This is a genomic window from Xaviernesmea rhizosphaerae, from assembly GCF_001938945.1.
In the GTDB taxonomy this organism is placed as follows: Bacteria; Pseudomonadota; Alphaproteobacteria; order Rhizobiales; family Rhizobiaceae; genus Xaviernesmea; species Xaviernesmea rhizosphaerae.
This window is the reverse complement of sequence record NZ_MKIO01000048.1, coordinates 114,128-136,345: the sequence shown is the minus strand read 5'-3', so window position 1 is coordinate 136,345 and position 22,218 is coordinate 114,128. Positions and strand designations below refer to the sequence as shown.

At 64.7% G+C, this 22,218-nt stretch carries 20 protein-coding genes; 9 read left to right on the top strand and 11 right to left on the bottom strand.

Going from position 1 to position 22,218, the window contains the following annotated elements; genetic code table 11:
• The first annotated feature begins 100 nt into the window (after positions 1–100).
• The 4 genes from BJF92_RS24540 to BJF92_RS24525 all read left to right on the top strand — a co-directional run bounded on the left by BJF92_RS24540 (position 101) and on the right by BJF92_RS24525 (position 3,530).
• Positions 101–1,249, top strand: coding sequence for a FecCD family ABC transporter permease (locus BJF92_RS24540; protein WP_078058373.1), 1,149 nt, complete (start codon positions 101–103; stop codon positions 1,247–1,249).
• On the top strand, positions 1,246–2,115 hold the full coding sequence (locus tag BJF92_RS24535; RefSeq protein ID WP_425356489.1) for a heme ABC transporter ATP-binding protein: 870 nt from the start codon (positions 1,246–1,248) through the stop codon (positions 2,113–2,115). Before BJF92_RS24540 ends, BJF92_RS24535 begins: the two co-directional genes overlap by 4 nt.
• Positions 2,116–2,266: 151 nt before the next feature.
• Positions 2,267–2,626, top strand: a complete 360-nt coding sequence (locus BJF92_RS24530) for an ElaB/YgaM/YqjD family protein (protein ID WP_075637385.1) — start codon at positions 2,267–2,269, stop codon at positions 2,624–2,626.
• A 466-nt stretch (positions 2,627–3,092) separates the two neighbouring features.
• On the top strand, positions 3,093–3,530 hold the full coding sequence (locus BJF92_RS24525) for a hypothetical protein (RefSeq protein WP_075637403.1): 438 nt from the start codon (positions 3,093–3,095) through the stop codon (positions 3,528–3,530).
• 415 nt (positions 3,531–3,945) lie between these two features.
• Here the strand turns inward: BJF92_RS24525 and BJF92_RS24520 are convergent, their stop codons facing one another.
• Positions 3,946–5,445, bottom strand: coding sequence for a sensor histidine kinase (locus BJF92_RS24520; RefSeq protein WP_198931588.1), 1,500 nt, complete (start codon positions 5,443–5,445; stop codon positions 3,946–3,948).
• Here BJF92_RS24520 and BJF92_RS25430 point away from each other — a divergent pair.
• Positions 5,432–5,662, top strand: a complete 231-nt coding sequence (locus BJF92_RS25430; protein ID WP_143524193.1) for a hypothetical protein — start codon at positions 5,432–5,434, stop codon at positions 5,660–5,662. The genes BJF92_RS24520 and BJF92_RS25430 overlap by 14 nt on opposite strands.
• 177 nt (positions 5,663–5,839) lie before the next feature.
• On the opposite strand, the gene BJF92_RS24515 is transcribed toward BJF92_RS25430, so the two are convergent.
• Positions 5,840–6,394 (bottom strand): RNA polymerase sigma factor, encoded by a 555-nt coding sequence (locus BJF92_RS24515; protein ID WP_075625614.1) that lies wholly within the window; start codon positions 6,392–6,394, stop codon positions 5,840–5,842.
• Positions 6,395–6,402: 8 nt separating this feature from the next.
• Complete coding sequence (locus BJF92_RS24510) at positions 6,403–6,597, bottom strand: NepR family anti-sigma factor (protein ID WP_075637384.1); 195 nt, start codon at positions 6,595–6,597, stop codon at positions 6,403–6,405.
• A gap of 145 nt (positions 6,598–6,742) precedes the next feature.
• Here BJF92_RS24510 and BJF92_RS24505 point away from each other — a divergent pair, with 145 nt between their 5' ends.
• Positions 6,743–7,537 (top strand): response regulator, encoded by a 795-nt coding sequence (locus tag BJF92_RS24505; protein ID WP_075637383.1) that lies wholly within the window; start codon positions 6,743–6,745, stop codon positions 7,535–7,537.
• A gap of 343 nt (positions 7,538–7,880) precedes the next feature.
• Entirely contained in the window at positions 7,881–8,885 is a 1,005-nt protein-coding gene (locus BJF92_RS24500) for a sensor histidine kinase (protein WP_245294890.1), read from the top strand.
• Between the two features lie 578 nt (positions 8,886–9,463).
• Here the strand turns inward: BJF92_RS24500 and BJF92_RS24495 are convergent.
• The 8 genes from BJF92_RS24495 to BJF92_RS24460 form a co-directional block, all read right to left on the bottom strand.
• The gene (locus BJF92_RS24495) at positions 9,464–11,029 is read right to left on the bottom strand and encodes an FGGY-family carbohydrate kinase (protein ID WP_245294889.1); all 1,566 of its coding nucleotides are present in this window, start codon (positions 11,027–11,029) and stop codon (positions 9,464–9,466) included.
• Positions 11,030–11,342: 313 nt separating this feature from the next.
• Positions 11,343–12,056 carry an HAD family hydrolase gene (locus tag BJF92_RS24490; protein ID WP_075637381.1) on the bottom strand — a complete coding sequence of 238 codons (714 nt, stop codon included), beginning with the start codon at positions 12,054–12,056 and terminating at the stop codon, positions 11,343–11,345.
• A gap of 81 nt (positions 12,057–12,137) precedes the next feature.
• Complete coding sequence (locus tag BJF92_RS24485; RefSeq protein WP_075637380.1) at positions 12,138–13,628, bottom strand: mannitol dehydrogenase family protein; 1,491 nt, start codon at positions 13,626–13,628, stop codon at positions 12,138–12,140.
• A gap of 83 nt (positions 13,629–13,711) precedes the next feature.
• Positions 13,712–14,713 carry an ABC transporter ATP-binding protein gene (locus BJF92_RS24480; RefSeq protein WP_075637379.1) on the bottom strand — a complete coding sequence of 334 codons (1,002 nt, stop codon included), beginning with the start codon at positions 14,711–14,713 and terminating at the stop codon, positions 13,712–13,714.
• A gap of 15 nt (positions 14,714–14,728) precedes the next feature.
• Positions 14,729–15,553: a carbohydrate ABC transporter permease gene (locus BJF92_RS24475; protein WP_075637378.1), complete on the bottom strand. Its 825-nt coding sequence runs from the start codon at positions 15,551–15,553 to the stop codon at positions 14,729–14,731.
• A gap of 12 nt (positions 15,554–15,565) precedes the next feature.
• A complete protein-coding gene (locus tag BJF92_RS24470; RefSeq protein ID WP_075637377.1) occupies positions 15,566–16,438 on the bottom strand; it encodes a carbohydrate ABC transporter permease in 873 nt (290 codons plus the stop codon).
• A gap of 263 nt (positions 16,439–16,701) precedes the next feature.
• Positions 16,702–18,012: an ABC transporter substrate-binding protein gene (locus BJF92_RS24465; RefSeq protein WP_075637376.1), complete on the bottom strand. Its 1,311-nt coding sequence runs from the start codon at positions 18,010–18,012 to the stop codon at positions 16,702–16,704.
• A gap of 282 nt (positions 18,013–18,294) precedes the next feature.
• The gene (locus tag BJF92_RS24460; protein ID WP_075637375.1) at positions 18,295–19,245 is read right to left on the bottom strand and encodes a sugar-binding transcriptional regulator; all 951 of its coding nucleotides are present in this window, start codon (positions 19,243–19,245) and stop codon (positions 18,295–18,297) included.
• A 259-nt stretch (positions 19,246–19,504) separates the two neighbouring features.
• Here BJF92_RS24460 and BJF92_RS24455 point away from each other — a divergent pair, with 259 nt between their 5' ends.
• Together BJF92_RS24455 and preA are read left to right on the top strand one after the other, a co-directional pair.
• Positions 19,505–20,872, top strand: coding sequence for an NAD(P)-dependent oxidoreductase (locus BJF92_RS24455; protein WP_075637374.1), 1,368 nt, complete (start codon positions 19,505–19,507; stop codon positions 20,870–20,872).
• Between the two features lie 12 nt (positions 20,873–20,884).
• Positions 20,885–22,198, top strand: a complete 1,314-nt coding sequence (preA, locus tag BJF92_RS24450; protein ID WP_075637373.1) for an NAD-dependent dihydropyrimidine dehydrogenase subunit PreA — start codon at positions 20,885–20,887, stop codon at positions 22,196–22,198.
• Positions 22,199–22,218 lie beyond the last annotated feature (20 nt).

Below are 22,218 nucleotides of genomic sequence, written 5' to 3'. Positions count from 1 at the left end.
CTATGGCAGTCAAGATAGTGCATGCATGGCGCCCTGTCATCCTGCCCGCTCCAAAGAGGACGGAAAGGGACCGGATGGCGCTCACGGGAAGGACAGTTTCATGGCAAGCGCGAAGGGCCTTGGCAGCGGCGGGACTGCCGCCTGGCAGGCAAACCGGCAGGCGGGCGGCTCGCAGGCGGATGACGGGCGGGCCGATGACGGGCAGGCGGGCGATCGCTCCGCGCGGGCGCGCCGGGTGCTGCTTCTCCTCACGCTGCTGATGGGCGGCGCGTTCCTCGCCTCGATCATGCTGGGGGTCGCCAATGCCTCGGTGGCCGGCGTGGTGCGGCTTCTTCTCGGCCTGGATCAGGATGCGGCACTGCTGCGCGACCGGATCATCATTCTCGACATCCGCCTCCCGCGGGCGCTGACGGGCCTTCTGGTCGGGGCGGCGCTGGCGGTTTCGGGCGCGCTGATGCAGGGCCTGTTCCGCAATCCGCTGGCCGATCCGGCTCTGGTCGGGGTCTCCTCCGGCGCCGCTCTGGGCGCGGTGTCGATGATCGTTCTGGGCGGCGCGCTGATGCCCTGGCTGCCGGCCAGCCTGTCGCTGACCGCCCTGCCGCTCGCCGCCTTTCTGGGCGGCCTCGCCTCGACGCTTTTGCTCTACCGCATCGCGACGACGGGCCAGGTGACATCCGTCGCCACCATGCTGCTCGCCGGCATCGCGCTCGGCGCGCTGAGCAGCGCCGCCACGGGCCTACTCGTGTTCATCGCCGATGACCGGCAATTGCGCGACATCACCTTCTGGACGCTCGGCTCGCTCGCCGGCGCCAGCTGGCAGAAGCTCGCCATCTCCGCACCCGTGATCCTCGTCGCGCTCGGGGCGAGCGGCTTTCTCGCGCGCGGACTGAACGCGCTGACATTAGGAGAAGCCGCCGCTTTCCACATGGGCTTTTCCGTCCAGCGGCTGAAGAACGGCGCGATCCTCTGCGTGGCGGCGGCCACGGGCGCTGCGGTCGCCACCAGCGGCGCCATCGGTTTCGTCGGCATCGTCGTGCCGCATCTCCTGCGGCTGGTGATCGGGCCGGACAACCGCTTCCTGCTGCCGGCGGCCGCCCTGCTCGGCGCGTCGCTGCTGCTGATGGCCGACATGCTCTCGCGCCTCGTCGTCGCACCGGCTGAACTGCCGATCGGCATCATCACGGCGCTCGCCGGCGCCCCGGTCTTCCTTGCCATCCTCATGCGCGGCCGGGGGCGTCTGGGATTATGAGCCAGCATCCCAAAGATCTCGTGGTGCGCGACCTTGAGGTCATGATCGGCGGCAACAGAATCCTCGACAAAGCGGGCTTCACCGCCCGCGCCGGCGCGCTGACCGCGATCATCGGTCCGAGCGGCTGCGGCAAGACGACGACGCTGAAGGCGCTTTCGGGCGAGATCGCCTATCGCGGCTCCGTGACGCTGCAGGGCGACGAGGTCTCGCGCCTGTCTCCGATGGCGCTGGCGCGCCGGCGCGCCGTGCTGCCGCAGGCAACCGCGCTGGCCTTTCCCTTCACCGTGCGCGAGGTCGTCGCCATGGGCCTGCAGGTGGCCGGCGTCGGGGCACCGGCGGACGGGCGACGGATCGCCTCGGCGCTCGAGGATGTCGACCTTGGCGGCTTTGCCGGCCGCTTCTATGGCGAGCTTTCCGGCGGCGAGCAGCAGCGCGTCCAGCTGGCGCGGGCGCTGTGCCAGATCAAGGCTTCGGCTGCAAAGCCGGGTGCCGGTGCGCGCGCGAACCCGATGCAAGAGCGAGACGGGAAGACAGCGGGGGCGACGGCGTTCGTGCCCTTCCTCTTCCTCGACGAACCGGTCTCGAACCTCGACATCCGCCACCAGCTGGCCATCATGCAGCTTGCCCGCGACCATGCGCGGCAGGGTGGCGGCGTGGTCGCGGTGATGCATGACCTGAACCTGACGGCGATGTTTGCCGATTCCGTCGTCATGATGCGGGCCGGACGGGTGGAGGCCGAGGGGACACCGGAAGCGGTGATGCAGGATGGGCTGCTCGGCCGGCTGTTCGGCTGCGCGCTCAAGGTCGGAACCGTGCCCCCGGCCGGCATGCCCTTTGTCCTGCCGCAGACGGCAACCCTTTCCTAAGGCCGCTGGGCTGGCGTTCTCAAGCAGATCCTGAGGAACAAAACCGGCCTTCGGACGTTTGTCAGCCACGTGACGCCTGCCCGGTCCAAGCCCCGGATCAAGCAGGCCGCACCCGTCTTACGCCGAACCCGCGGCACGAAGGAGTTTTTCAATGTCAGGTCTTTTTTCCGGCAAATCGTCTTATCGCACCGGCTCCGGTCTGTTCAACCAGCCCCTGGACGATCAGCTCAGCGACATCCGCGACGATATTGCCGCGCTGACCAAGCTGCTCGCCAAGCGCGGCGACAAGGCTTCGCATCTGGTGCGCGACCGCGCCCATGATGCGCGTTCGAGCGCCGAAGCCGGCCTTGGCGATCTGATGGAGGGCGCGGAAGAGATGCTCTCCGACCTGCGCCGCCGCTATGCCTCGACCGAGCGCCAGGTGCGCCACACCGTGCGGGAACATCCGCTTGCCACGATCGGCATTCTTGCCGCGGCCGGCCTGCTTGCAGCCTCCCTGCTGCGCAAATAAGCCTTCCTCCCTGCCGGCCGCCGGATTCGCACATGAATCCCGGCACCGGCAGATTTTCTTTCTTCACCCCGGGAACGCCGGGCTTTACGGACGGTTGATCCAGGCCAAAGCCGGTCGTCGTGCCGAACAGCGTGCTGGCTACGTGCTTTGGCATGCGTCGAAAGGCGCCTGTTCAAAGCGTGGTTGTCGGGGCGGTCGTCTTTGCCTGTGGCCTGACGGCAGTCATGATTCCTGCAGGCGGCACGTCCTGTCGAGACCTTGTGGTCTTATCCAGACATTTGATCCTCAAGAGCGTTGCTGTCGGGAGCGAATGTCAAAACAAGACCACTGGCGTCAGGGCGGTTGCGCCCCTTATTGTCGCGCCTAGCATGCCGGCGGAGGATGTCGTGCAGCGACCTTTGTGCTCGCGCAGGTCCCGCCTTGTCCTGCGGCCAGCTTCTGGCCGCGTGTTTATTTGGAGACGCTCATGGGCCCGATCGTGGCTTTTCTTTCCAGCATGGCCGCAACCGATATGAGCCTCACCCTTGCTCGCATCAAGCGCAACGCCATTCTGCGTGGCATTGCCGGCTTCGCTTTCATCCTGGCCTTCATCTTCGGCATGATCGCCCTGTCCATCAAGATGGCAGAACATTGGGGCGCGATCACCGCCATGCTGATTCTCGGCGGCGTTTTCCTCGTCATCGGCATCATCGTGCTGATCACCATGTCGATCATGGAAGCGCGCGACCGGCAGATCGCTGCGGAGCGCAAGCGCAAGACGCAGATGCAGACCAATCTGGTGATGGCGACCACGATGACGCTGTTTCGCCGCAAGCCGCTGATGGCGGCGGGGATTGCCGTTTTGGTCGGCGGGCTCCTCGGCTTCACCCGCCTGGGCTTTGGCAAAAGCGACGACGAGGCCTGAGCGCATCAGGATCGAAATCGCGTGACGTCATCCTCGGGCTTGTCCCGAGGATCTGCCAAGGTCCATTATTTGCAAAGAGATCAGGCGCTTGCAGATGCTCGGGACAAGCCCGAGCATGACGGAACGACGACGTCGCGCGTTTGCCAAGGAGTTCCAGACATGGTGATGCGGTCAACCGGATTCCGTATCAGCTCTTGATAGATCGCCCCTGGTGAGCGCAACCCCGGTGATCGCTTCCGGGTGACATGCCGCAGGGCGCATCAGGCCCCTCACGAGCCTGGGAAAGCACAGCTTGAAACAATGCAAGGCGCCCCTATCCAAGGCGCCTTTTTTGCAAGACTGGTTGTCCAAGAGAGTAGAGCGTCTTGCCGCCTGCCGATCACGCGACTTACGAGCCGCGCCAAGCCTCCCGTCCTTACAGCGGCAGGCGGATGATCGCCGTGACGCCATCGGGCAGATATTCCACCTTCACCGCGCTGCCCATCACCTTGTCGAGACTGCGCTCGATCAGGATGGAGCCGAAGCCGCGCCGTTGCGGCTCGGTGACCGGCGGCCCGCCCACCTCGGTCCAGGTGAGATGCAGCACCCGGCCGCTCTCCTCCTCCACGCCGCGCGCGGTGAAGACGATCCGCCCGTCCGGCACGGAGAGCGCGCCATATTTGGCAGCATTGGTTGCCAGTTCGTGAAGCACCAGGCCGAGGCCGACGGCCTGGTCGGGCCCGAGAAGAATCTCGTCCTTGTGGATTTCCACCTGGGCTTCATAATCGCGGACATGGGGGGCCAGTTGCTTCTGCAACAAGGCCGAGAGGCGAATGGCGCCCCATTCGTGATCCGACAGGAGGCCATGCGCCTCCGAGATCGCCTGCAGCCGGCCGGCAAAGGCGGTCATGAAGGCCTGGGGATCGCTCGTCTGGCGCAGGGTCTGGCGCGCCAGCGATTGCAGCATGGCCAGCGTGTTCTTGACGCGGTGGTTGAGCTCGCGCAGCAGGAGCCGCGTGCGCTGGCTCGATGTCTGCTCGCTCGTCACGTCGATGTTGACGCCGAGGAAGACGGTCGGGTTTCCCTGCGCATCGCGCTCATGCACCCTGCCCCGGCCGAGCAGCCAGCGACCGGTGGCGGCGACGCGGATGGTGCTGTCGTAATCGGCCTCTCCCGCCATGGCATGGCGCAGATTGTCCAGCATGCGGCCTCGGTCGTCACGATGGATGGCGGTGAAAAAGTCGCGCGCATGATAGGCCGCGGCCGGCGCCATGCCGAACATGCGCACCATCGCCGCATTGCAGGAGATCGCGCCGGTGCGCACGTCCCAGAGCCAGCTGCCGACATTGGCGGCTTCCAGCGCCATGGCATGACGCCGCTCGTCGCGCGACAGAACGGCTTCGTTGAGCGCGCGCTGGTTGGCATCCTCCTTCAGCGAAATCATCGAGCCGACGATCGCGGCGAGGTCTTCGAGCCGCACCACCTCTTCCGCGGTCAGGCCGGTGCGCGGGGCCGGATCGGCCAGCGCCAGAAAGCCGACAAGGGCGCCATCCACCTCGGCCGGAATCGCGCAGACAAAGCGCAGGCCCGGCGCGCCGGAAACGGCCGGGTGGGCGTTGAGCTCAGTATCATGGGCGGCGTCGCCGATGACCAGTGGCGTGCGCTGATCCGTGGACAGGCGGCCGCCCGCCAGGGCCATGAGATCGGCAACCTCGTCATCGAATCCCGTCCAGGCCACGGCGCGGCGCGATCGCAGGCAGCCGATCGCCACGCTGCGCACGCCGAAGACCGAAGCGGCCAGGCGGATCACATGGAGGATGTGCGGATCGCCGCCGGTTCCGCTCTGCCCGTCATCGGCCGGCCAGGCGTGCACGGCGCCGGCCTGTGGCGGGGCCATGGCAAGCGGCGGTGCGGCGGCATTCGTGACGATGGTCATCTACACTCCCCAGGAGCAGGTCCGGCGCAAGAGCTCGCCCGATTTGCTCGCTCCTGTTTGCCGCATTGTCAGAGGTCGAGGCAATCGATTTTCTGCCGGATGGGCCGCGCAGGCCAAATTGATGGGTAAACTGGCGGCTGCCATGTCAGCAGCACTGGGCACGGATATCCGGCAACAAAAAGCAACTGGCAGGTTTTCGCGCAGGGAATTCGTGTGACGGCAGGCCGAAGGGCGCGCCCTGCCGCCCGCCACATGTTTCTCCGCATGGCCTGCCTGCAAATAGGTCTGCCTGAAAACATGGGAACGCGCCGCCATTGTCCGGCAGCGCGTCCCTTGAAGCATCGCGGTCGGTCGCGGGCGGCCGATCGACCGCCTGTATAAGGAAACGCCGGTGTCAGGAAACGAAGGCGCGCGAGGTCAGCGGCGCGGAGGTTGCGTCCGGGCCATACTCGTTTTCACCAGTCACCTGGAGAATGTCCTGCAGGCGCTGGCGCGCGCGGTTCACGCGGCTCTTGATGGTGCCGAGCGCGCAGCCGCAGATTTCAGCCGCTTCTTCATAGGAGAAGCCGGAGGCTCCCACGAGAACGATGGCTTCCCTCTGGTCGGGAGGCAGCATGTTCAGCGCACGCTTGAAGTCCTGCAGGTCGAGCGAGCCATATTGCGAAGGGTGCTGGGCCAGCGATTCGGTGAAGAAGCCGTCGCTGTCCTGAACCTCGCGGCCGCGCTTGCGCATCTGGCTGTAAAGTTCGTTGCGCAGGATGGTGAAGAGCCAGGCCTTCATATTGGTGCCCATCTCGAAATGGTCCTGCTTGGCCCAAGCCTTCATGATGGTATCCTGCACGAGATCATCAGCCCGGTCGTGACGACCGATCAACGACATGGCGAAGGCGCGCAGGCTTGGAAGAGCGGCCAGCATTTCACGCTTGAAGTTCGGTTCCTCAGTCGACATGGACCCACTCATTCCGCAACATCAGAAAGGGACTGCCGCTCGACGGCATCCAGCTTTTCCAGAAGATCGATAAACCGGTCCGGTATCGCTTCCTCTTGAACGGAGAGGTAAAGTGCGCGAAGCTTCGATGCGATCTGCGCATGTGCATTGTCTAGGCGCACAGGGAGATCCGCCTGGCGCCTTGCCCCGATATTGTGTTTCATCTTAACAGAAGCACCCTCAAAATTCAGTCGGGGGAAGAACGCGGGAGCCAAAAATTTGTTCCCGGCGGGAACAAGATTTATCGTCACTGCGTTTTTGACAAAGCATCAGGCTGCGCCTTGCGGCCCGACCGAGGGAGCCCCATACATGTCCTTGTCCACCCGGATCGCCCCATATCTGCCGTTCCTGCGTCGCTATTCCCGCGCTTTGACGGGATCGCAGACGTCGGGTGACGCCTATGTCGCAGCGGTCCTGGAAGCGCTGATCGCAGACGTTTCGATCTTTCCGGAAGCGGGTAGCGATCGTGTTGCACTGTTCCAGCTCTACACCAAGCTGTTCGGCAATTCGTCGATCCTGATCCCCGAGCCGGTTTCGCCCTTTGCCTGGGAAAAGCGTGCCTCCATCAATCTCGCCTCCGTTTCGCCGCTGGCGCGACAGGCCTTTCTCCTCGTCGCTGTCGAGGGCTTTCATGCCAATGAAGCGGCCGAGGTGCTGGGCTGCAGCGAGGCGCGCATGAGCCAGCTGCTGGAACAGGCCTCGGAGGAGATCTCCCGCCAGGTCGCCACTGACATCATGATCATCGAGGACGAGCCGTTGATCGCCATCGATATCGAACAGATGGTGGAAAGCCTGGGACATCGCGTGACCGGCATCGCCCGCACCCGCGACGAAGCCATCGCGTTGTTCAAGGCCTCGCAGCCGAGCATGGTTCTGGCCGACATCCAGCTGGCCGATGGCAGCTCAGGCATCGACGCCGTCAACGAGATCCTGAAGAGCTCGGCCATTCCGGTGATCTTCATCACGGCCTTCCCCGAACGTCTTCTGACCGGCGAACGCCCCGAACCGACCTTCCTGGTCACCAAGCCGTTCAATCCTGACATGGTCAAGGCATTGATCAGCCAGGCGCTGTTCTTCAATGAGAACACCCGCGCCGCCGCCTGAGACGACTTAAGGCCGCAGGCGACAGCATCGGACTGAAAATCGCGGGCAGTCCGATGCTCCACGTTTCCGTTTTAGCAGCGGACACAGAGCCGGTTCCCGCTTTCCATCCACTGCTCTGGTGATCCCTCGGCGTTGCCGCATCGGGTCATATGCGCTATATCTGCTGCATCGCTGATTGAATGGCCTCTCGCGCACAAAGCTGCGGGAGGCCATTGCATGAGCAGGCCCTTCGTCCATCCGAAGGTCGCAAATCCTTGGCAGCGCCGCCCGTCTTCGTGGGAACGCCTTTCCCGTTCAATGCGTTGATGATCCAGTCGTTCGCTTTTCGAGTGAGGCACAGGGCGTGGACAAGCAGAGCATGTCGGACAGCGGACGCAACGGAACGGACCAGCGCGCGCAGTTGCTCGATATGATCCTGTCGAAGACCGGCACCGGCTATGTGCTGCAGGACGCGCAGCTGAACCTCATCGCCAGCGCCAACGTTCCTGATATCGCCTTGCACCTAGCCTTTGCCGGGCCGGATGATGCCAATGGTGAAGCGGCACGAATCGGCAATCTGAAACGCGAGGTCATCGCCCTCGGCAGAGCGACGACGGCCGAGGTGGACATCGCCTCATCCGCAGGCCTGATGACCTTCCGCTTCGATATCGAGCCCATGGCCGATCAGTTCGGCGGGATCGTGCTGATCCTGCGCGATGTGTCCGATACGCGTCATCGCGAACGCGTGTTGAAGACGTTGCTGCGCGAACTCAGCCATCGCTCAAAAAATCTTCTCGCCATCATCCAGGGCATCGCCACCCAGACTGCCCGGCAGGCGCGCTCGCTCGACAGCTTTCTCGTCACGTTTCGCGGCCGTATCCAGTCCCTCGCCTCCTCGCAGGATCTGGTCACCGACTCCAGCTGGCGCGGCGCCTTTCTCTTCGCGCTCGCCGAAAAGCAGTTTGCCGCCTATTGGTCTGAGCCGGGCATGCCGATCACGCCCACAGGTATCGATGCGCATCTCTCCCCCAATGCAGCGCTGCATATCGGCCTGGCGCTGCATGAGCTGATCGTCAATTCCGCCTCCCACGGCGCCATCGCCGCCGGCGTGAGTTCGCTGACGCTGGATTGTTTTGAAACCGTGATGGACGGCAAGGAAGCGCTCGAGCTTGTCTGGCTGGAGCATCTGCCCGTCGGCTCCACGCCGATGGAGGGCACGGAAGCCAGCTTTGCCCGCACCGTGCTGGAACGCGTGGTGCCGATCGCCATCGGCGGCAAGGCCCGTTATCTCGCCCAATCAGACCGGATCGAATATCACTTGTTCATTCCGCCGCATGAATACGAGATCATCACGCGGGTTGAGGAATAATCCGCGTCCGCTTGATGGTGGTCGGGCGTCCCGTGGTCGATGGCGGGAACACAGGGTACGACGCAACGGGTCGTACCCTGTCCGTCATCTACCATCTGAGCAAGGCGACATCTGCACAGTGTTCCTATGAGATTAGGGCTGACCTCTATAGTGATGTCGGCGCTCGTCCCATGGGTCGATTGATGTCGGTCGATTGATGTCAGCAAAATCAAGCGGTCGCAGGAAATAGGGACCGGTCACGACACGACGCCCGCAAGGGCTTTCGCCTGCCAATGCGCATTCGTTCGAGCCAGCCGAACCGCAATGGCCAAAAAGAAAACAGCCAGTGCCGGGGGGAGGCACTGGCTGTTGTCGTCAACTCACCGAGGGGGCATGTGAGTTGTGAGCCGGTATCATTTGGGGCTGGTTCGAATTGGGGGCGATACGAACCATGATCCGGACAGCCTAATAACGGACGGCCCCGACAAAGGTTCCGCTGCGACGGCGGGAAAATTGGAAAAATGCGCCCATGCGGCGATATCCATGTAAGCCAATGATACACAATGATTTTTCTGAAGGACGCCTGAGGCGGGCGATCTTTAGACCCGCTCAAGCTCGGCACGGTGGCGCTGCATCAGCAGGAATTTTTCAAAGTCGCGATCGTAGATCGGCTTCATAGCCGGGTTGGGGTGATGCAGCCGCTCGGGCGGCGCCATGCCCGCGCCGGCTTCGCCAAGGCCCGGATAGAAGCCCGCGCCGACGGCCGCCACCATGGCCGTGCCGAGGAGAACGGCATCATGGGTCTCGGGCACCACGATGGGGCAGCCGGTGACATCGCCATAGAGTTCCATCAGCAGCGGATTGCGAACATGGCCGCCGGTAATGTGCAGCACGTCCACGCGGTAGCCCTTGTCCGTCAGGGTGGCCAGCACATGGCGGATGCCGAGCGCGATGGCGACGCAGGCGCGCCAGTAGATCCGGCAGAGCGCATCGAAAGAGCTGTCGAGATCGAGCCCGCTGATCACGCCAAGCGCGTGCGGATCGGCGAGCGGCGCACGGTTGCCGTGAAAATCCGGCAGGATGTGCAGCCTGCTGGCAAGCTGCGGCCCCTCGACGGCGCGCAGCGCCTGGATGCGGGCGATGATGCGCGCATGGGTGCCGGCATCGGGCGTGCCGCCGGCCGCATGGCTGCGCACGAGATGATCGAGCAGCGCGCCGGCCACTGACTGGCCGCCCTCGATCAGCCAGCTCCCGGGAAAGCCGGCCGCGTAATAGGGTCCCCAGAAGCCGAAAAGCGGCTTCGGTGCGCGGGAAAAGGCGACGAGGCAGCTGGATGTGCCGGCAATCATCGCCAAGCGCCGCTCCAGTTCGGCGGGATCGCCGGCATGGCGGCCCAGCACGCCGAGCGCGCCGGCATAGGCGTCGATCATGCCGGCCGCGACACGGCAATGGGTTTCGAGCCCCAGTTCCCGCGCCGCCTGCGGCGTCAGCGTCCCGAGTGCTGCGCCGACTGGACGGGTTTCCTCCGTCAGTCCGGCACGCGCCTTGAGATCGGCAAGCCCGATCATGGCGAGAAAATCGTCCTGCCAGCCGGGCTGGGCATGGGAAAGATAGTTCCACTTGGCAGTGAGCGTGCAGCGCGAGCGGGCAAGGCTGCCGCACGCCCGCCAGGAGAGAAAGTCGGCAAGATCGAAGATTTTCTGCGCCTTGGCCCATTGTCCGGGAAGGTGCCGCTTCAGCCACATCAGCTTTGGCATCTGCATTTCCGGCGACATGACCCGGCCCGAATGGTCGAGGACGGGATGGCCGGTTGCGGTGCAGGCGTCGGCCTCCGCCAGCGCCCGGTGATCGAGCCAGACGATGGTGTCCCAGTCCGGTGCGCCCGCGCGGTTGACCGAGAGCGGTGCGCCAGCCCCATCGCGCACTACCAGCGAGCAGGTGGCATCGAAAGCGATGGCAGCGACAGCGGAGCCGGAGACGGCTGCACGGTCAAGCGCGCCGCGCACCGCCAGGCAGACGGCGCGCCAGATATCTTCGGACTGGTGTTCGGCATGATGCGCATCCGGCCGGTTCATGACGATTGGATGATCGGCGCGGGCCAGAAGCGCGCCGGCGGCATCGAAAAGGCCGGCGCGCGCGCTGCCGGTGCCAACATCGACGGCCATGACAAGCCGTTCCGCCATCACGCCCCCTGCCCGTCGGCACGCGGACGAGAGGCCGTTCCGATCCGGCCCGAACGACCGGTCCCCTGCGGTGCTGCCTGCCTCATCCTGCCCGCTCTCCCCGGCGCCGACCCGGCCCCGGAGCCACGCTCAACAGGGACGATCGGGCATCTGGCCGCCTTCAGCATCGCGCCGAAATTCAGGGTCGGCCCGATGCTCTGGTTTTCCTGCTGTTCACCGGATTCGACCGAAGAACGGTTTGCACCTCCCGGCCCGATGCTTCGCATACCGTGCTGCATCGCCTTGAACCGGCGCTTCAATTGGCCTGTGCGACCTTCTGCTCCCGGCGGACAAAGTGGATGAGTTCGCGCATATCGTCAAACAGTCCGTCGGGCTCCAGCGCGCGCAGGGCTGCGATATGCCGGTCATGGCGGGCATGGGAGGCGCCGGTGAAGGCGAAGACGCGCATGCCGGCCTTCTTGGCGGCCTCTACGCCGGCCGGACTGTCTTCCACCACCATGCAGGCCTCCGGGTGAACGCCCATGGCCTTGGCCGCGTGAAGGAAGAGATCCGGCGCCGGCTTGCCATGCTCAACCATGGTGGCGGAGAAGATGTGCGGCTCGAAGCGGTGCAGAAGCTCCGTCACCTCCAGCGAATGGCGGATGCGCTCCATCTGGCTTGACGAGGCCACGCAGGTGGCCACGCCCAGCTCCTTGAGCTTGTCCACGGCAACGGCCACGCCGGCCACGGCCTGAAGCTCGTCCTGGAAGCGCTGGTAGAGATCCCGGCGCATGGTCTCCAGCATGGTATCATCGACCTCCAGGCCGTAATCGGCCCGGATGATTTCGGTGGTGGTCTTCAGGCTGCGGCCGAGGAAGCGCTCCATCGCCTCGTCGGCGGAAATGTCGAGCCCGGCAGCGCGCAGCATGCGCACAAGGACGTCGACCGACAACGGCTCGCTGTCGACCAGCACGCCGTCACAGTCGAAGATCACCAGTTCGGGCTCGGGCAGGATATCCGGCAGGCTCATGCGCTTGCCTCCGCCTGTTCCTTGGGGGCGGACGATCCGCACCGGTGAGAGAATTGGCGGTTGGCAAGGCATGTCATGGCGTCAGTCTCCGATTTTGCCGTCGATATAGGCAGCTAGCGTGGCGCGGGTGCCCTTTTCGGTCAGCGAGGTCAGCGCCTGCGAGAAACGTTTGCGGAAGATTTCCGAATGCGCGACCTGGCCGAAGATATCGTCCAGAGCCAGAAATTCCAGCGGATTCTCCCGTGCTTTCTGTGCCGCAGCCTTCAGCCGCTCGGCATTGGCATCGTTGAAGGTGATGGCCCTTCCGGAATCGGAGGTTCCCTGGAAGTAGCGGCACCAAAGCGCCGAGACCAGCGCAAGGCCCTGAACATCCTCGCCTCTGGCAAGCCGGTCGGCAGTCGACGGCAGGATGAATTTGGGCTGGCGGTTGGAGCCGTCCTGGGCAAGCCGGGCGATGGTGTCGCCGATCTTGGGATTGGCGAAACGCCGCTCGATCAGCGCGATATAGTCGTTGAGATCGACGCCGGGCACTGGCGGCACGCAGGTGACGATTTCGCTGCGCTCGAGCTTGGCCAGGAAGGCGGCGATAGTCTCGTCCTCCATCGCCTCATGGACGAAGTGGATGTCGAGCAGCTCGCCCGGATAGGCGATCGCCGCATGGCCGCCATTGAGGATGCGGATCTTCATATGCTCGAAGGGGGCGACATCGTCGACGAACTGCACGCCGACAGCCTCCAGCGCCGGGCGGCCAGCGGGGAAATTGTCCTCCAGCACCCATTGCTTGAACTCCTCGCAGAAAACCGGCCACTGGTCGGCGATCTTGTAGTCCTGCGCCGCGATCTCGATCTCGCGCGCGCCGGTGGCCGGCGTGATGCGGTCGACCATGCCATTGGGGAAGGCGACATTGGCGGCGATCCAGTCGGCGAATTCGGGATCGGACAGGCGCGCGAGACCCGTCACGGCATTCTCCGTCACATGGCCATTGCCGGGAATATTGTCGCAGGACATCACGGTGAAGGGCGCGGTGCCAGCGGCGCGGCGCGCTTTCAGGCCTGAGAGGATCAGGCCGAAGACAGTCCTGGCATCGTCGGGCGCGGCGGCATCGGCGGCGATGGCCGGATGGGCCGGATCGAACAGGCCGGTGGCCGGATTGATGAAATAGCCGCCTTCGGTGATGGTCATGGAGACGATGCGAATGGCGGGATCGGAAAGCTTTTCGACGATGGCCTTGCGGTCCATCGGGTCGAGGCTGTCGATCATGGCGCCGGTGACGCGCGCGGCGGATACGCCGACATCCTGTTCGACCACCGTGGTCAGGTAATCCTGCGCCTTCAGCTTGTCGCGCATGGCCGCGTCATAGGGCGTGACGCCTGCCCCGATGATCGCCCAGTCGTGATCGCGCCCCTGGTTGAACAGATCGTCGAGATAGACGGCCTGGTGGGCGCGGTGGAAATTGCCGATGCCGAAATGGACGATGCCGGGCTTAAGCTCAGCTCGGTCATAGGCGGGAACGGCGGCGGTTTTGGAAATCGTGCCGAGCGTGGCGAGCGAAAGCGGTGTGGTCTCAGTCATGACAGACCTCATTCATGGCGCCTCTTGTCGGGCGCGGGGATCGTGGATTTTTCAGTGCCGGCACCGGCCACGCTGACCAGAGGTCAGCGCACGGCCTTGCCGTCCTTGTCGAAGCGGTGCAGCCGGCTTTCCTGGGGGGTAAGGAACACCGTGTCGCCGTGCTTGAGCGCGGTCTCGCCCGGCGCGCGCACCGTCATCGGGCCCACGCCCTTGACATCGACATGCACGAAGGTGTCCGAGCCCAGATGTTCCGTCACGCCCACCGTGCCCGTCCAGACACCATCCGTCGGCGACAGGGCCAGATGCTCCGGCCGGATGCCGACCGTGTGGGCCTTATAGGCCTCGGCCGCCGCACCCGTGGCGAAATTCATCCGCGGCGAGCCGATGAAGCCGGCGACGAACAGGTTTTCGGGCTTGTTGTAGAGCTCCATCGGCGAGCCGACCTGCTCGATATGGCCGGCCTGCAGCACCACGATCTTGTCGGCCATGGTCATGGCCTCCACCTGGTCGTGGGTCACGTAGATCATCGTCGTGCCGAGCTTCTGGTGCAGTTCGGAAATCTCCAGCCGCATCGTGCCGCGCAGCGCCGCGTCGAGGTTTGACAGCGGCTCGTCGAACAGGAAGGCCGAGGGCGCGCGCACGATCGCCCGACCGATGGCCACGCGCTGGCGCTGGCCGCCCGAGAGCTGGCCCGGACGGCGCTCCAGATAGTTGGTGAGGTTGAGGATGCGCGCGGCGTCGCGCACCTTGGTGTCGATCGTCGCCTTGTCGGTGCCCGCCATCTTCAGCGGGAAGGCGATGTTGTTGTAGACGCTCATATGCGGATAGAGCGCATAGGACTGGAACACCATGGCCAGCCCGCGCTTGGCCGGCGGCTCGCCTGTCACGTCGCGGCCATCGATCGAGATGGTGCCGGAGCTCGTATCCTCCAGCCCGGCGATCAGGCGCAGAAGCGTGGACTTGCCGCAGCCCGACGGGCCGACGAAGACGACGAACTCGCCCTCCTCGATCTTCAGGTCGATGCCGGGGATGACGGTGGTGGCGCCGAAGGACTTGTTCACCTTCGACAGCGTGATCTGACCCATGATCGTCTTCTTTCCTTACTTGACGGCGCCGAAGGTGAGGCCGCGCACCAATTGCTTCTGCGAGAACCAGCCCATGATCAGGATCGGCGCGATGGCGAGCGTCGAGGCTGCCGAAAGCTTGGCCCAGAACAGGCCCTGAGGACTGGAGAAGGAGGCAATGAAGGCGGTGAGCGGGGCGGCGTTGGTGGTGGTCAGCCGGATGGTCCAGAAGGACTCGTTCCAGGCCAGGATGATGTTGAGCAGCATGGTGGAGGCGATCCCCGGCAGCGCCATGGGGGTCAGCACATGGACGATCTCGCCCCAGAGCCCGGCCCCGTCCATGCGCGCGGCTTCCAGGATCTCGCCCGGAATTTCGCGGAAATAGGTGTAGAGCATCCACACCACGATCGGCAGGTTGATCATGGTCAGCATGAAGGTCAGGCCGGTGCGGGTATCAAGCAGCCCCCAGTCGCGGAACAGCAGGTAGATCGGCACCAGCACGGCCACGGCCGGCATCATCTTGGTGGACAGCATCCACATCAGGATGTCCTTGGTGCGCGGCGTGGGCGAGAAGGCCATGGCCCAGGCGGCCGGCACGGCGATGACCAGCGCCACCAGCGTGGAGAGCAGCGACAGGATCACCGAATTGGAAAAGGGCTTCCAGTAGTCGCGCTGGGTCTGCACCTCGACATAGTTCTCGAGGGTGAAGGAAGGGATCAGGTTGAAGCCGGAGATCGCCTCGCCCTCGGTCTTGATCGAGGTGATCAGCGTGTAGAGGATGGGGAAGAACAGGAGCAGCGCCACGCTCCAGGCGAGCAGCGTGAAGGCGATCTTGCGGCGGGGGGAAACGGCACGGGCCATGGGTGTTCTCCTTTACCGGTCGAGGTTCTTGCCGACGGCGCGCATCAGGAAGAAGGCGACGATGTTGGCGAGGATCACGGCGATGATGCCGCCGGCCGAGGCTCCGCCGACGTCATAGCCGAGCAGCGCGGTGCGATAGATCAGGAAGGCGAGATTGGTCGAGGCATAGCCCGGCCCGCCATTGGTAGTGACGAGGATTTCGGCATAGACGCCGAGCAGGAAAATCGTCTGGATCAGGATCACCACGGTGATCGCCCGGGCCAGATGCGGCAGCACCAGATAGATGAAGCGGCTGACGATGCCGGCGCCATCCATCTCCGCCGCCTCTTTCTGCTCGCCGTCGAGCGATTGCAGCGCGGTGAGCAGGATCAGCGTGGCGAAGGGAAGCCATTGCCAGGCGACGATGATGACGATCGACAGCAGCGGATATTGCGCGAACCAGTCCACCGGCTGCAGACCCAGCCCCCGCGCCATATCGGCCAGCACGCCATAGGAGGGGTGCATGATCATGTTCTTCCACACCAGCGCCGCCACCGGCGGCATGACGAAGAAGGGCGAGATGATCATGATGCGGACGATCCCCTGGCCGAAAATCTCCTGATCGATCAGAAGCGCGATGGCGATGCCGCCCACCACGGTGATCAGCAGCACGCCGCCGACGATCGCCAGCGTGTTCCACAGCGACTGGAAGAAGGCCGGGTCGGTATAGAAGAAGCGATAATTGAACAGGCCGGCAAAGCCGACATTGGCCGGGTTCAGCAGATTGTAGTTCTGGAACGAGAACCACAGCGTCATCGCCAGCGGCACGATCATCCAGATCAACAGAAGCCCGACCGAGGGCGCCATCATCAGGCGCGACAGGCCGCGCGAATGCGAAGTCGACATATCTCGTTGTCCTCCCGACAGCGATTGTTCTTCCTGACACGCGGCCGGAGGCCGGCCGCCTGCGCCGTAAGCATCCGACCGATGCTCCGGCATTTTGTTCTTGCGTCGGGTTGCGCCAGAGACCGGGTCCTGGTGCTCTCATCTTCAGGCTTGACCCGAGGATCTGCCTTTGCCCGATAGGCATGGATCGCCAGGCGGGCCCGCCCGTCACGACGCGGGATGCGAGAGGCGGCGCGCAGAACGCCGCCTCCCCGCTTGCGCTTTTACTTTAGATAACCGCCACGCTGCATTTCGCGGTTGGAGACCGTCTGCGCCTGGGCCAGCGCATCGTCGACCGACATCTGGCCGGCGAGCGCTGCCGAGAACAGCTGGCCGACGGTGGTGCCGAGGCCCTGGAACTCGGGGATGGCGACGAACTGGACGCCGACATAGGGCACGGGCTTGACCGAAGGATTCTTCGGATCGGCCGCGTTGATGCTGTCGAGCGTCATCTTGGCGAAGGGCGCGGCCTTCAGATAGGCCTCGTTCTTATAGAGCGAGGTGCGGGTGCCCGGAGGCACATTGGCCCAGCCTTCCTTCGCGGCGACGAGATCGAGATAGTGCTTGCCGGTCGCCCAGGAGACGAACTTTTCGGCGGAGGCGGCCTTCTGCGTGCCGGCGGGGATCGCGAGGTTCCAGGCCCAGAGCCAGTTGCCGCGCTTGCCCTTGCCCGTATCCGGCGCCAGCGCGAAGCCGACCTTGTCGGCCACGGTCGAGCTCTTGGGATCGGTGACGAAGGAGGCGGCGACGGTGGCGTCGATCCACATGCCGCACTTGCCCTGCTGGAACAGCGCGAGATTCTCGTTGAAGCCGTTGGAGGAGGCGCCCGCCGGGCCGGCATCCTTCATCAGCTTGACGTAGAAATCGAGCGTGTTCTTCCATTCGGGCTGGTCGAACTGCGGCTTCCAGTTCTCATCGAACCAGCGAGCGCCGAAAGCGTTGGAGGTGGCGGTCAGGAAAGCGATGTTCTCGCCCCAGCCGGCCTTGCCGCGCAGGCAGATGCCGTTGATGCCGGCGGACCGGTCGGTCATCTTGCGAGCCGCATCAGCGATGAAGTCCCAGGTGGGCGCGTCGGGCATCTTCAGCCCGGCCTTTTCCATCAGGTCCTTGCGGTACATGACCATGGAGCTCTCGCCATAGAAGGGCGCGGCATAGAGCTTGCCGTCCATGGTCAGGCCCGAGCGGATGGCCGGCAGGAGATCGTCGACATCGTAATCGGCGCCGAGATTGTCGAGCGGCAGCAGCCAACCCTGCTTGGCCCAGATCGGAACCTCATAGGTGCCGATGGTCATGATGTCGTACTGACCGCCCTTGGTGGCGACATCCGTCGTCACGCGTTCGCGCAGCACGTTTTCTTCCAGCGTCACCCATTGCAGCTGGATATCGGGATTGGCCTTGGTGAAGTCGTCGGTGAGCTTCTGCATGCGCACCATATCGCCATTGTTCACCGTGGCGATGGTCAGCGTTTCGGCCTGCGCCACGCCAGCAAGAACGGCCGCCGAGCATGCGCCCAGCAGGATCGCTTTCAATTTCATGAATCTTCCTCCCAGAAGAGTGTTGAGCATTTGCCTTGCTCATGGGCAATTACTCATCATGCGGCGAATTTTGTCAATTCGCATTCGTCGCTGCGGCGCGCAAAAACATCCTTGCCAATGTTTACGTGCGTAAACTTCTATCATGCCGCGCGCAAAACACAAGCGCAAATCGGTAGGTCGTCCCCACCCGTCTCCCTTGCGGTGGCGGCCGGGAAAAACGCGCGCAGCAACGCGCCCCGGCGTCTGATGGAACGACGGCAGAAAACAACCTGGAGGTGAAGATCAGTCTTTCAGCAGCGCCTCGGCCGTGGCCTCGTCGGTGATCAGCCCGTTGAGCACCCGCCCGCGCAGGGCGGCTGCGAGTGCGGGCAGCTTGCGCGGCCCCTTGGCCATGCCGATGACGGTGCAGCGGCTGGTATCGGGCAGCGGCACGCTGGCCACCCGGTCGCGAATGCCGGGCATTAGCTGCCCCTCGCGGTCATAGATCCAGCCGCAGATTTCGCCGGCAGCCCCCGCCTCCACCAGCCGCGTCATTTCGGCGGGATCGAGAAAGCCGTCCTGGCAGAGCGGGCCGTCGACGCCCAGCTCGCCCACCCCGACGAAGGCGACATCGGCCTGGCCGCCCAGTTCCAGCGCCGAGCGCACCAGCGCCTGGTTATGCAGCACCGCGCGCTCCTCGACCGAGGAGACCAGCACCGGCAGCGGCATGGTGAAATGGCGGGCCTTCACCGCCTCCGCCATGGAAAAGATCACGTTGTAATAGGCGACCGAGCCGTCGCGGCCGATGTTTCCCGTCAACGAGACGATGCGGTGCTGTGCGCATTCCATCGGCGAAAGCTGGTCGATCGCGGCTTTCAGCGTGCGCCCGGTGCCGACCGCCAGCACGGTGGGCGTGCTGAGCTTCAGCCAGCGCTCGATCTCGGCCGCCCCCGCCTCAGCAATCCCGACGGTCGAGGACGGCGCGCCGGGATCGCTCGGCACCACCTCCACCTGGCGCAGGCCGAACTTCTCCTTGAGCGCGGCGGCGCGCTCGAGACAGGCGCCGATCGGATGGTCGAGCCGCACCTTGACCAGCCGCTCGGCCATTGCGAGCGACACAAGGCGCTGCGCCGACTGGCGGGAAATGCCCATGGCGGCGGCGATCTCGTCCTGTGTGCGGCCGGCCACATAATAGAGCCATCCCGCGCGTGCGGCATCGTCGAGCCGGGCGGCGCTGTCGGGTTTGCGTGCCATGATCTGCCCTCTCCTCCGTCATCTGCGTTGCTGGCACTCTTCGCCCGGCCTGTCAATCGGAGCCCGGCCTGTCAATCGGAGCCCGGCGGAGCACAACCTGAGAACGCATTTCTCTCAAAAGCGAAACCGCTGCAGGGAAGAAAATTTACCGATTGATAAAAAAACAGGCCGTGCTACCGTTCATGCTTCGGGCGCGGCGACAGAACCGGCAAGAACCAGGCGGCCGCCCGCGCCGGGACATTCGTCACGGAGAAGAACAATGGGAACCTCAGACACTGGGATCGTCGCCGGGCGCCTGCCGCCCGCCGAAATCGAAGCGAATTTTACCGACCTGCATGCCCCGCTGACGCGCCATGAGGCGCTGGTGGCGTCCGACCGCTGCTATTTCTGCTATGACGCGCCGTGCATGACGGCCTGTCCCACCGCCATCGACATTCCCCTGTTCATCCGACAGATTTCGACGGGGAATGCGATGGGCGCCGCCAAGACCATCTTCGACCAGAACATTCTGGGCGGCATGTGCGCGCGCGTCTGTCCCACCGAGACGCTGTGCGAGCAGGCCTGCGTGCGCAACACGGCCGAGGAGCGGCCGGTGGAGATCGGCCGCCTGCAGCGCTTCGCCACCGATACGGCGATGCAGGCCAACCGCCAGTTCTACCGCCGCGCCGCGCCGACCGGCAAGTCGATCGCCGTGGTCGGCGCCGGGCCGGCGGGTCTCGCCTGCGCCCATCGCCTGGCGATGAAGGGCCATGAGGTCATCGTCTACGACGCCCGCGAAAAGGCCGGCGGCCTCAACGAATATGGCATCGCCACCTACAAGGCCGTGGACGATTTCGCCGCGCGCGAGGTGGACTATGTCACAGCCATCGGCGGGATCGACATCCGCAACCGGCAGATGCTCGGCCGCGACATCAAGCTTGCCGATCTCACCGCCCGCCATGACGCCGTCTTCCTCGGTGTCGGCCTTGCCGGCGTCAACGCGCTGTCGGCCGAGGGCGAAGCGGCCGAAGGTGTCGAGGACGCCGTGGACTTCATCGCCCGGCTGCGCCAGTCGCCGACCAAGGCGGATATCGCCGTGGGACGGCGCGTCGTCGTCATCGGCGGCGGCATGACGGCGGTGGATGCCGCCGTGCAGGCCAAGCTGCTCGGCGCCGAGGAGGTGACGATCTGCTATCGCCGCGGCAAGGAGAACATGAACGCCTCGGAATTCGAGCAGGATCTGGCCGCCGCCAAGGGCGTCACCATCCGCCACTGGCTGCAGCCGCTCAGCATCGTCACAGGCGAAAGCGGTACGGTGGCCGGCATCGAGATGGCCTATACCCAGATCGTCGATGGCCGGCTGACGACAACGGGGGAAACCACCGTCATCGCCGCCGATCAGGTGCTCAAAGCCATCGGCCAGACCTTCGAACCCGTTGGCCTCGACGTGCTGACGCTGGAGCGCGGCCGGATCGTTGCGGATGCGGAAGGGCGCACCTCGCTCGAGGGCGTGTGGGCCGGGGGCGACTGTGTCGCCGACGGTGAGGATCTCACCGTATCGGCGGTCGCCCAGGGGCGCGATGCCGCCGAATCCATCCACCGCACCCTGATGGCCACGGCTGCGCCCGCCATCGACGCCGTTGCCTGAGGGGAGAGAGCCATGGCCGATATCCGCAACAATTTCGTGGGCATCAAGTCGCCCAACCCCTTCTGGCTGGCCTCCGCGCCGCCGACCGACAAGGCCTATAATGTCGAGCGTGCCTTCAAGGCCGGCTGGGGCGGCGTGGTCTGGAAGACGCTGGGCGAGGAAGGCCCGCCCGTCGTCAACGTCAATGGTCCGCGCTACGGCGCGATCTGGGGCGCCGACCGCCGCCTGCTCGGCCTCAACAATATCGAGCTGATCACCGACCGCGACCTGCAGACCAACCTGCGCGAGATGAAGCAGGTGAAGATGAACTGGCCGGATCGCGCCTTGATCGCCTCGATCATGGTGCCCTGCGTCGAGGAAAGCTGGAAGGCGATCCTGCCGCTGGTGGAGGAAACCGGGGCCGATGGCATCGAGCTGAACTTCGGCTGTCCGCACGGCATGAGCGAGCGCGGCATGGGCTCGGCCGTCGGCCAGGTGCCGGAATATATCGAGATGGTCGTGCGCTGGTGCAAGCAATATACCCGCATGCCCGTCATCACCAAGCTGACGCCCAACATCACCGACATCCGCCAGCCGGCCCGCGCCGCCAAGCGCGGCGGCACGGATGCGGTCTCGCTGATCAACACCATCAACTCGATCGTCTCGGTCGATCTCGACAATTTCGCGCCCAACCCGACCGTGGGCGGCAAGGGCAGCCATGGCGGCTATTGCGGCCCGGCGGTCAAGCCGATCGCGCTCAACATGGTGGCCGAGATCGCCCGCGATGCCGAGACCGCCGGCCTGCCGATCTCCGGCATCGGCGGCGTCACCACCTGGCGCGATGCCGCCGAGTTCCTCGTGCTCGGCGCCGGCAACGTCCAGGTCTGCACCGCCGCGATGACCTATGGCTTCAAGATCGTCGAGGAGATGATCACCGGCCTGTCCGACTGGATGGACGAGAAGGGCCACCGCACGCTCGACGATATTACCGGCCGCGCCGTGCCCAACGTCACCGACTGGCAATATCTCAACCTCAACTACATCGCCAAGGCGCGCATCGATCAGGATCTCTGCATCCAATGCGGCCGCTGCCACATCGCCTGCGAGGACACCTCGCACCAGGCGATCACCTCGATGGTGGACGGCGTACGCCATTTCCAGGTGATGGAGGACGAGTGCGTCGGCTGCAATCTCTGCGTCAATGTCTGCCCGGTCGACAATTGCATCTCGATGGTGGCGCTGGAGCCCGGCACGCTGGACGAGCGCACCGGCAAGATCGTCGATCCGACCTACGCCAACTGGACGACCCATCCCAACAATCCGATGGCGCGCCAGGCGGCGGAATGAGCACAGGCCGGGCCTCTCCT

What these genes read in the sequence shown, in the direction of transcription:
- BJF92_RS24530 (WP_075637385.1), top strand. Translation starts at nt 2,267, where the DNA reads ATGTCAGGTCTTTTTTCCGGCAAATCGTCTTATCGCACCGGCTCCGGT.
- preA (WP_075637373.1), top strand. Translation starts at nt 20,885, where the DNA reads ATGGCCGATATCCGCAACAATTTCGTGGGCATCAAGTCGCCCAACCCC.
- BJF92_RS24485 (WP_075637380.1), bottom strand. Translation starts at nt 13,628, where the DNA reads ATGACTGAGACCACACCGCTTTCGCTCGCCACGCTCGGCACGATTTCC.
- BJF92_RS24505 (WP_075637383.1), top strand. Translation starts at nt 6,743, where the DNA reads ATGTCCTTGTCCACCCGGATCGCCCCATATCTGCCGTTCCTGCGTCGC.
- BJF92_RS24510 (WP_075637384.1), bottom strand. Translation starts at nt 6,597, where the DNA reads ATGAAACACAATATCGGGGCAAGGCGCCAGGCGGATCTCCCTGTGCGC.
- BJF92_RS24455 (WP_075637374.1), top strand. Translation starts at nt 19,505, where the DNA reads ATGGGAACCTCAGACACTGGGATCGTCGCCGGGCGCCTGCCGCCCGCC.
- BJF92_RS24465 (WP_075637376.1), bottom strand. Translation starts at nt 18,012, where the DNA reads ATGAAATTGAAAGCGATCCTGCTGGGCGCATGCTCGGCGGCCGTTCTT.
- BJF92_RS24520 (WP_198931588.1), bottom strand. Translation starts at nt 5,445, where the DNA reads ATGACCATCGTCACGAATGCCGCCGCACCGCCGCTTGCCATGGCCCCG.
- BJF92_RS24535 (WP_425356489.1), top strand. Translation starts at nt 1,246, where the DNA reads ATGAGCCAGCATCCCAAAGATCTCGTGGTGCGCGACCTTGAGGTCATG.
- BJF92_RS24515 (WP_075625614.1), bottom strand. Translation starts at nt 6,394, where the DNA reads ATGTCGACTGAGGAACCGAACTTCAAGCGTGAAATGCTGGCCGCTCTT.
- BJF92_RS24490 (WP_075637381.1), bottom strand. Translation starts at nt 12,056, where the DNA reads ATGAGCCTGCCGGATATCCTGCCCGAGCCCGAACTGGTGATCTTCGAC.
- BJF92_RS24495 (WP_245294889.1), bottom strand. Translation starts at nt 11,029, where the DNA reads ATGGCCGTCGATGTTGGCACCGGCAGCGCGCGCGCCGGCCTTTTCGAT.
- BJF92_RS24540 (WP_078058373.1), top strand. Translation starts at nt 101, where the DNA reads ATGGCAAGCGCGAAGGGCCTTGGCAGCGGCGGGACTGCCGCCTGGCAG.
- BJF92_RS24480 (WP_075637379.1), bottom strand. Translation starts at nt 14,713, where the DNA reads ATGGGTCAGATCACGCTGTCGAAGGTGAACAAGTCCTTCGGCGCCACC.
- BJF92_RS24460 (WP_075637375.1), bottom strand. Translation starts at nt 19,245, where the DNA reads ATGGCACGCAAACCCGACAGCGCCGCCCGGCTCGACGATGCCGCACGC.
- BJF92_RS24475 (WP_075637378.1), bottom strand. Translation starts at nt 15,553, where the DNA reads ATGGCCCGTGCCGTTTCCCCCCGCCGCAAGATCGCCTTCACGCTGCTC.
- BJF92_RS24470 (WP_075637377.1), bottom strand. Translation starts at nt 16,438, where the DNA reads ATGTCGACTTCGCATTCGCGCGGCCTGTCGCGCCTGATGATGGCGCCC.
- BJF92_RS24525 (WP_075637403.1), top strand. Translation starts at nt 3,093, where the DNA reads ATGGGCCCGATCGTGGCTTTTCTTTCCAGCATGGCCGCAACCGATATG.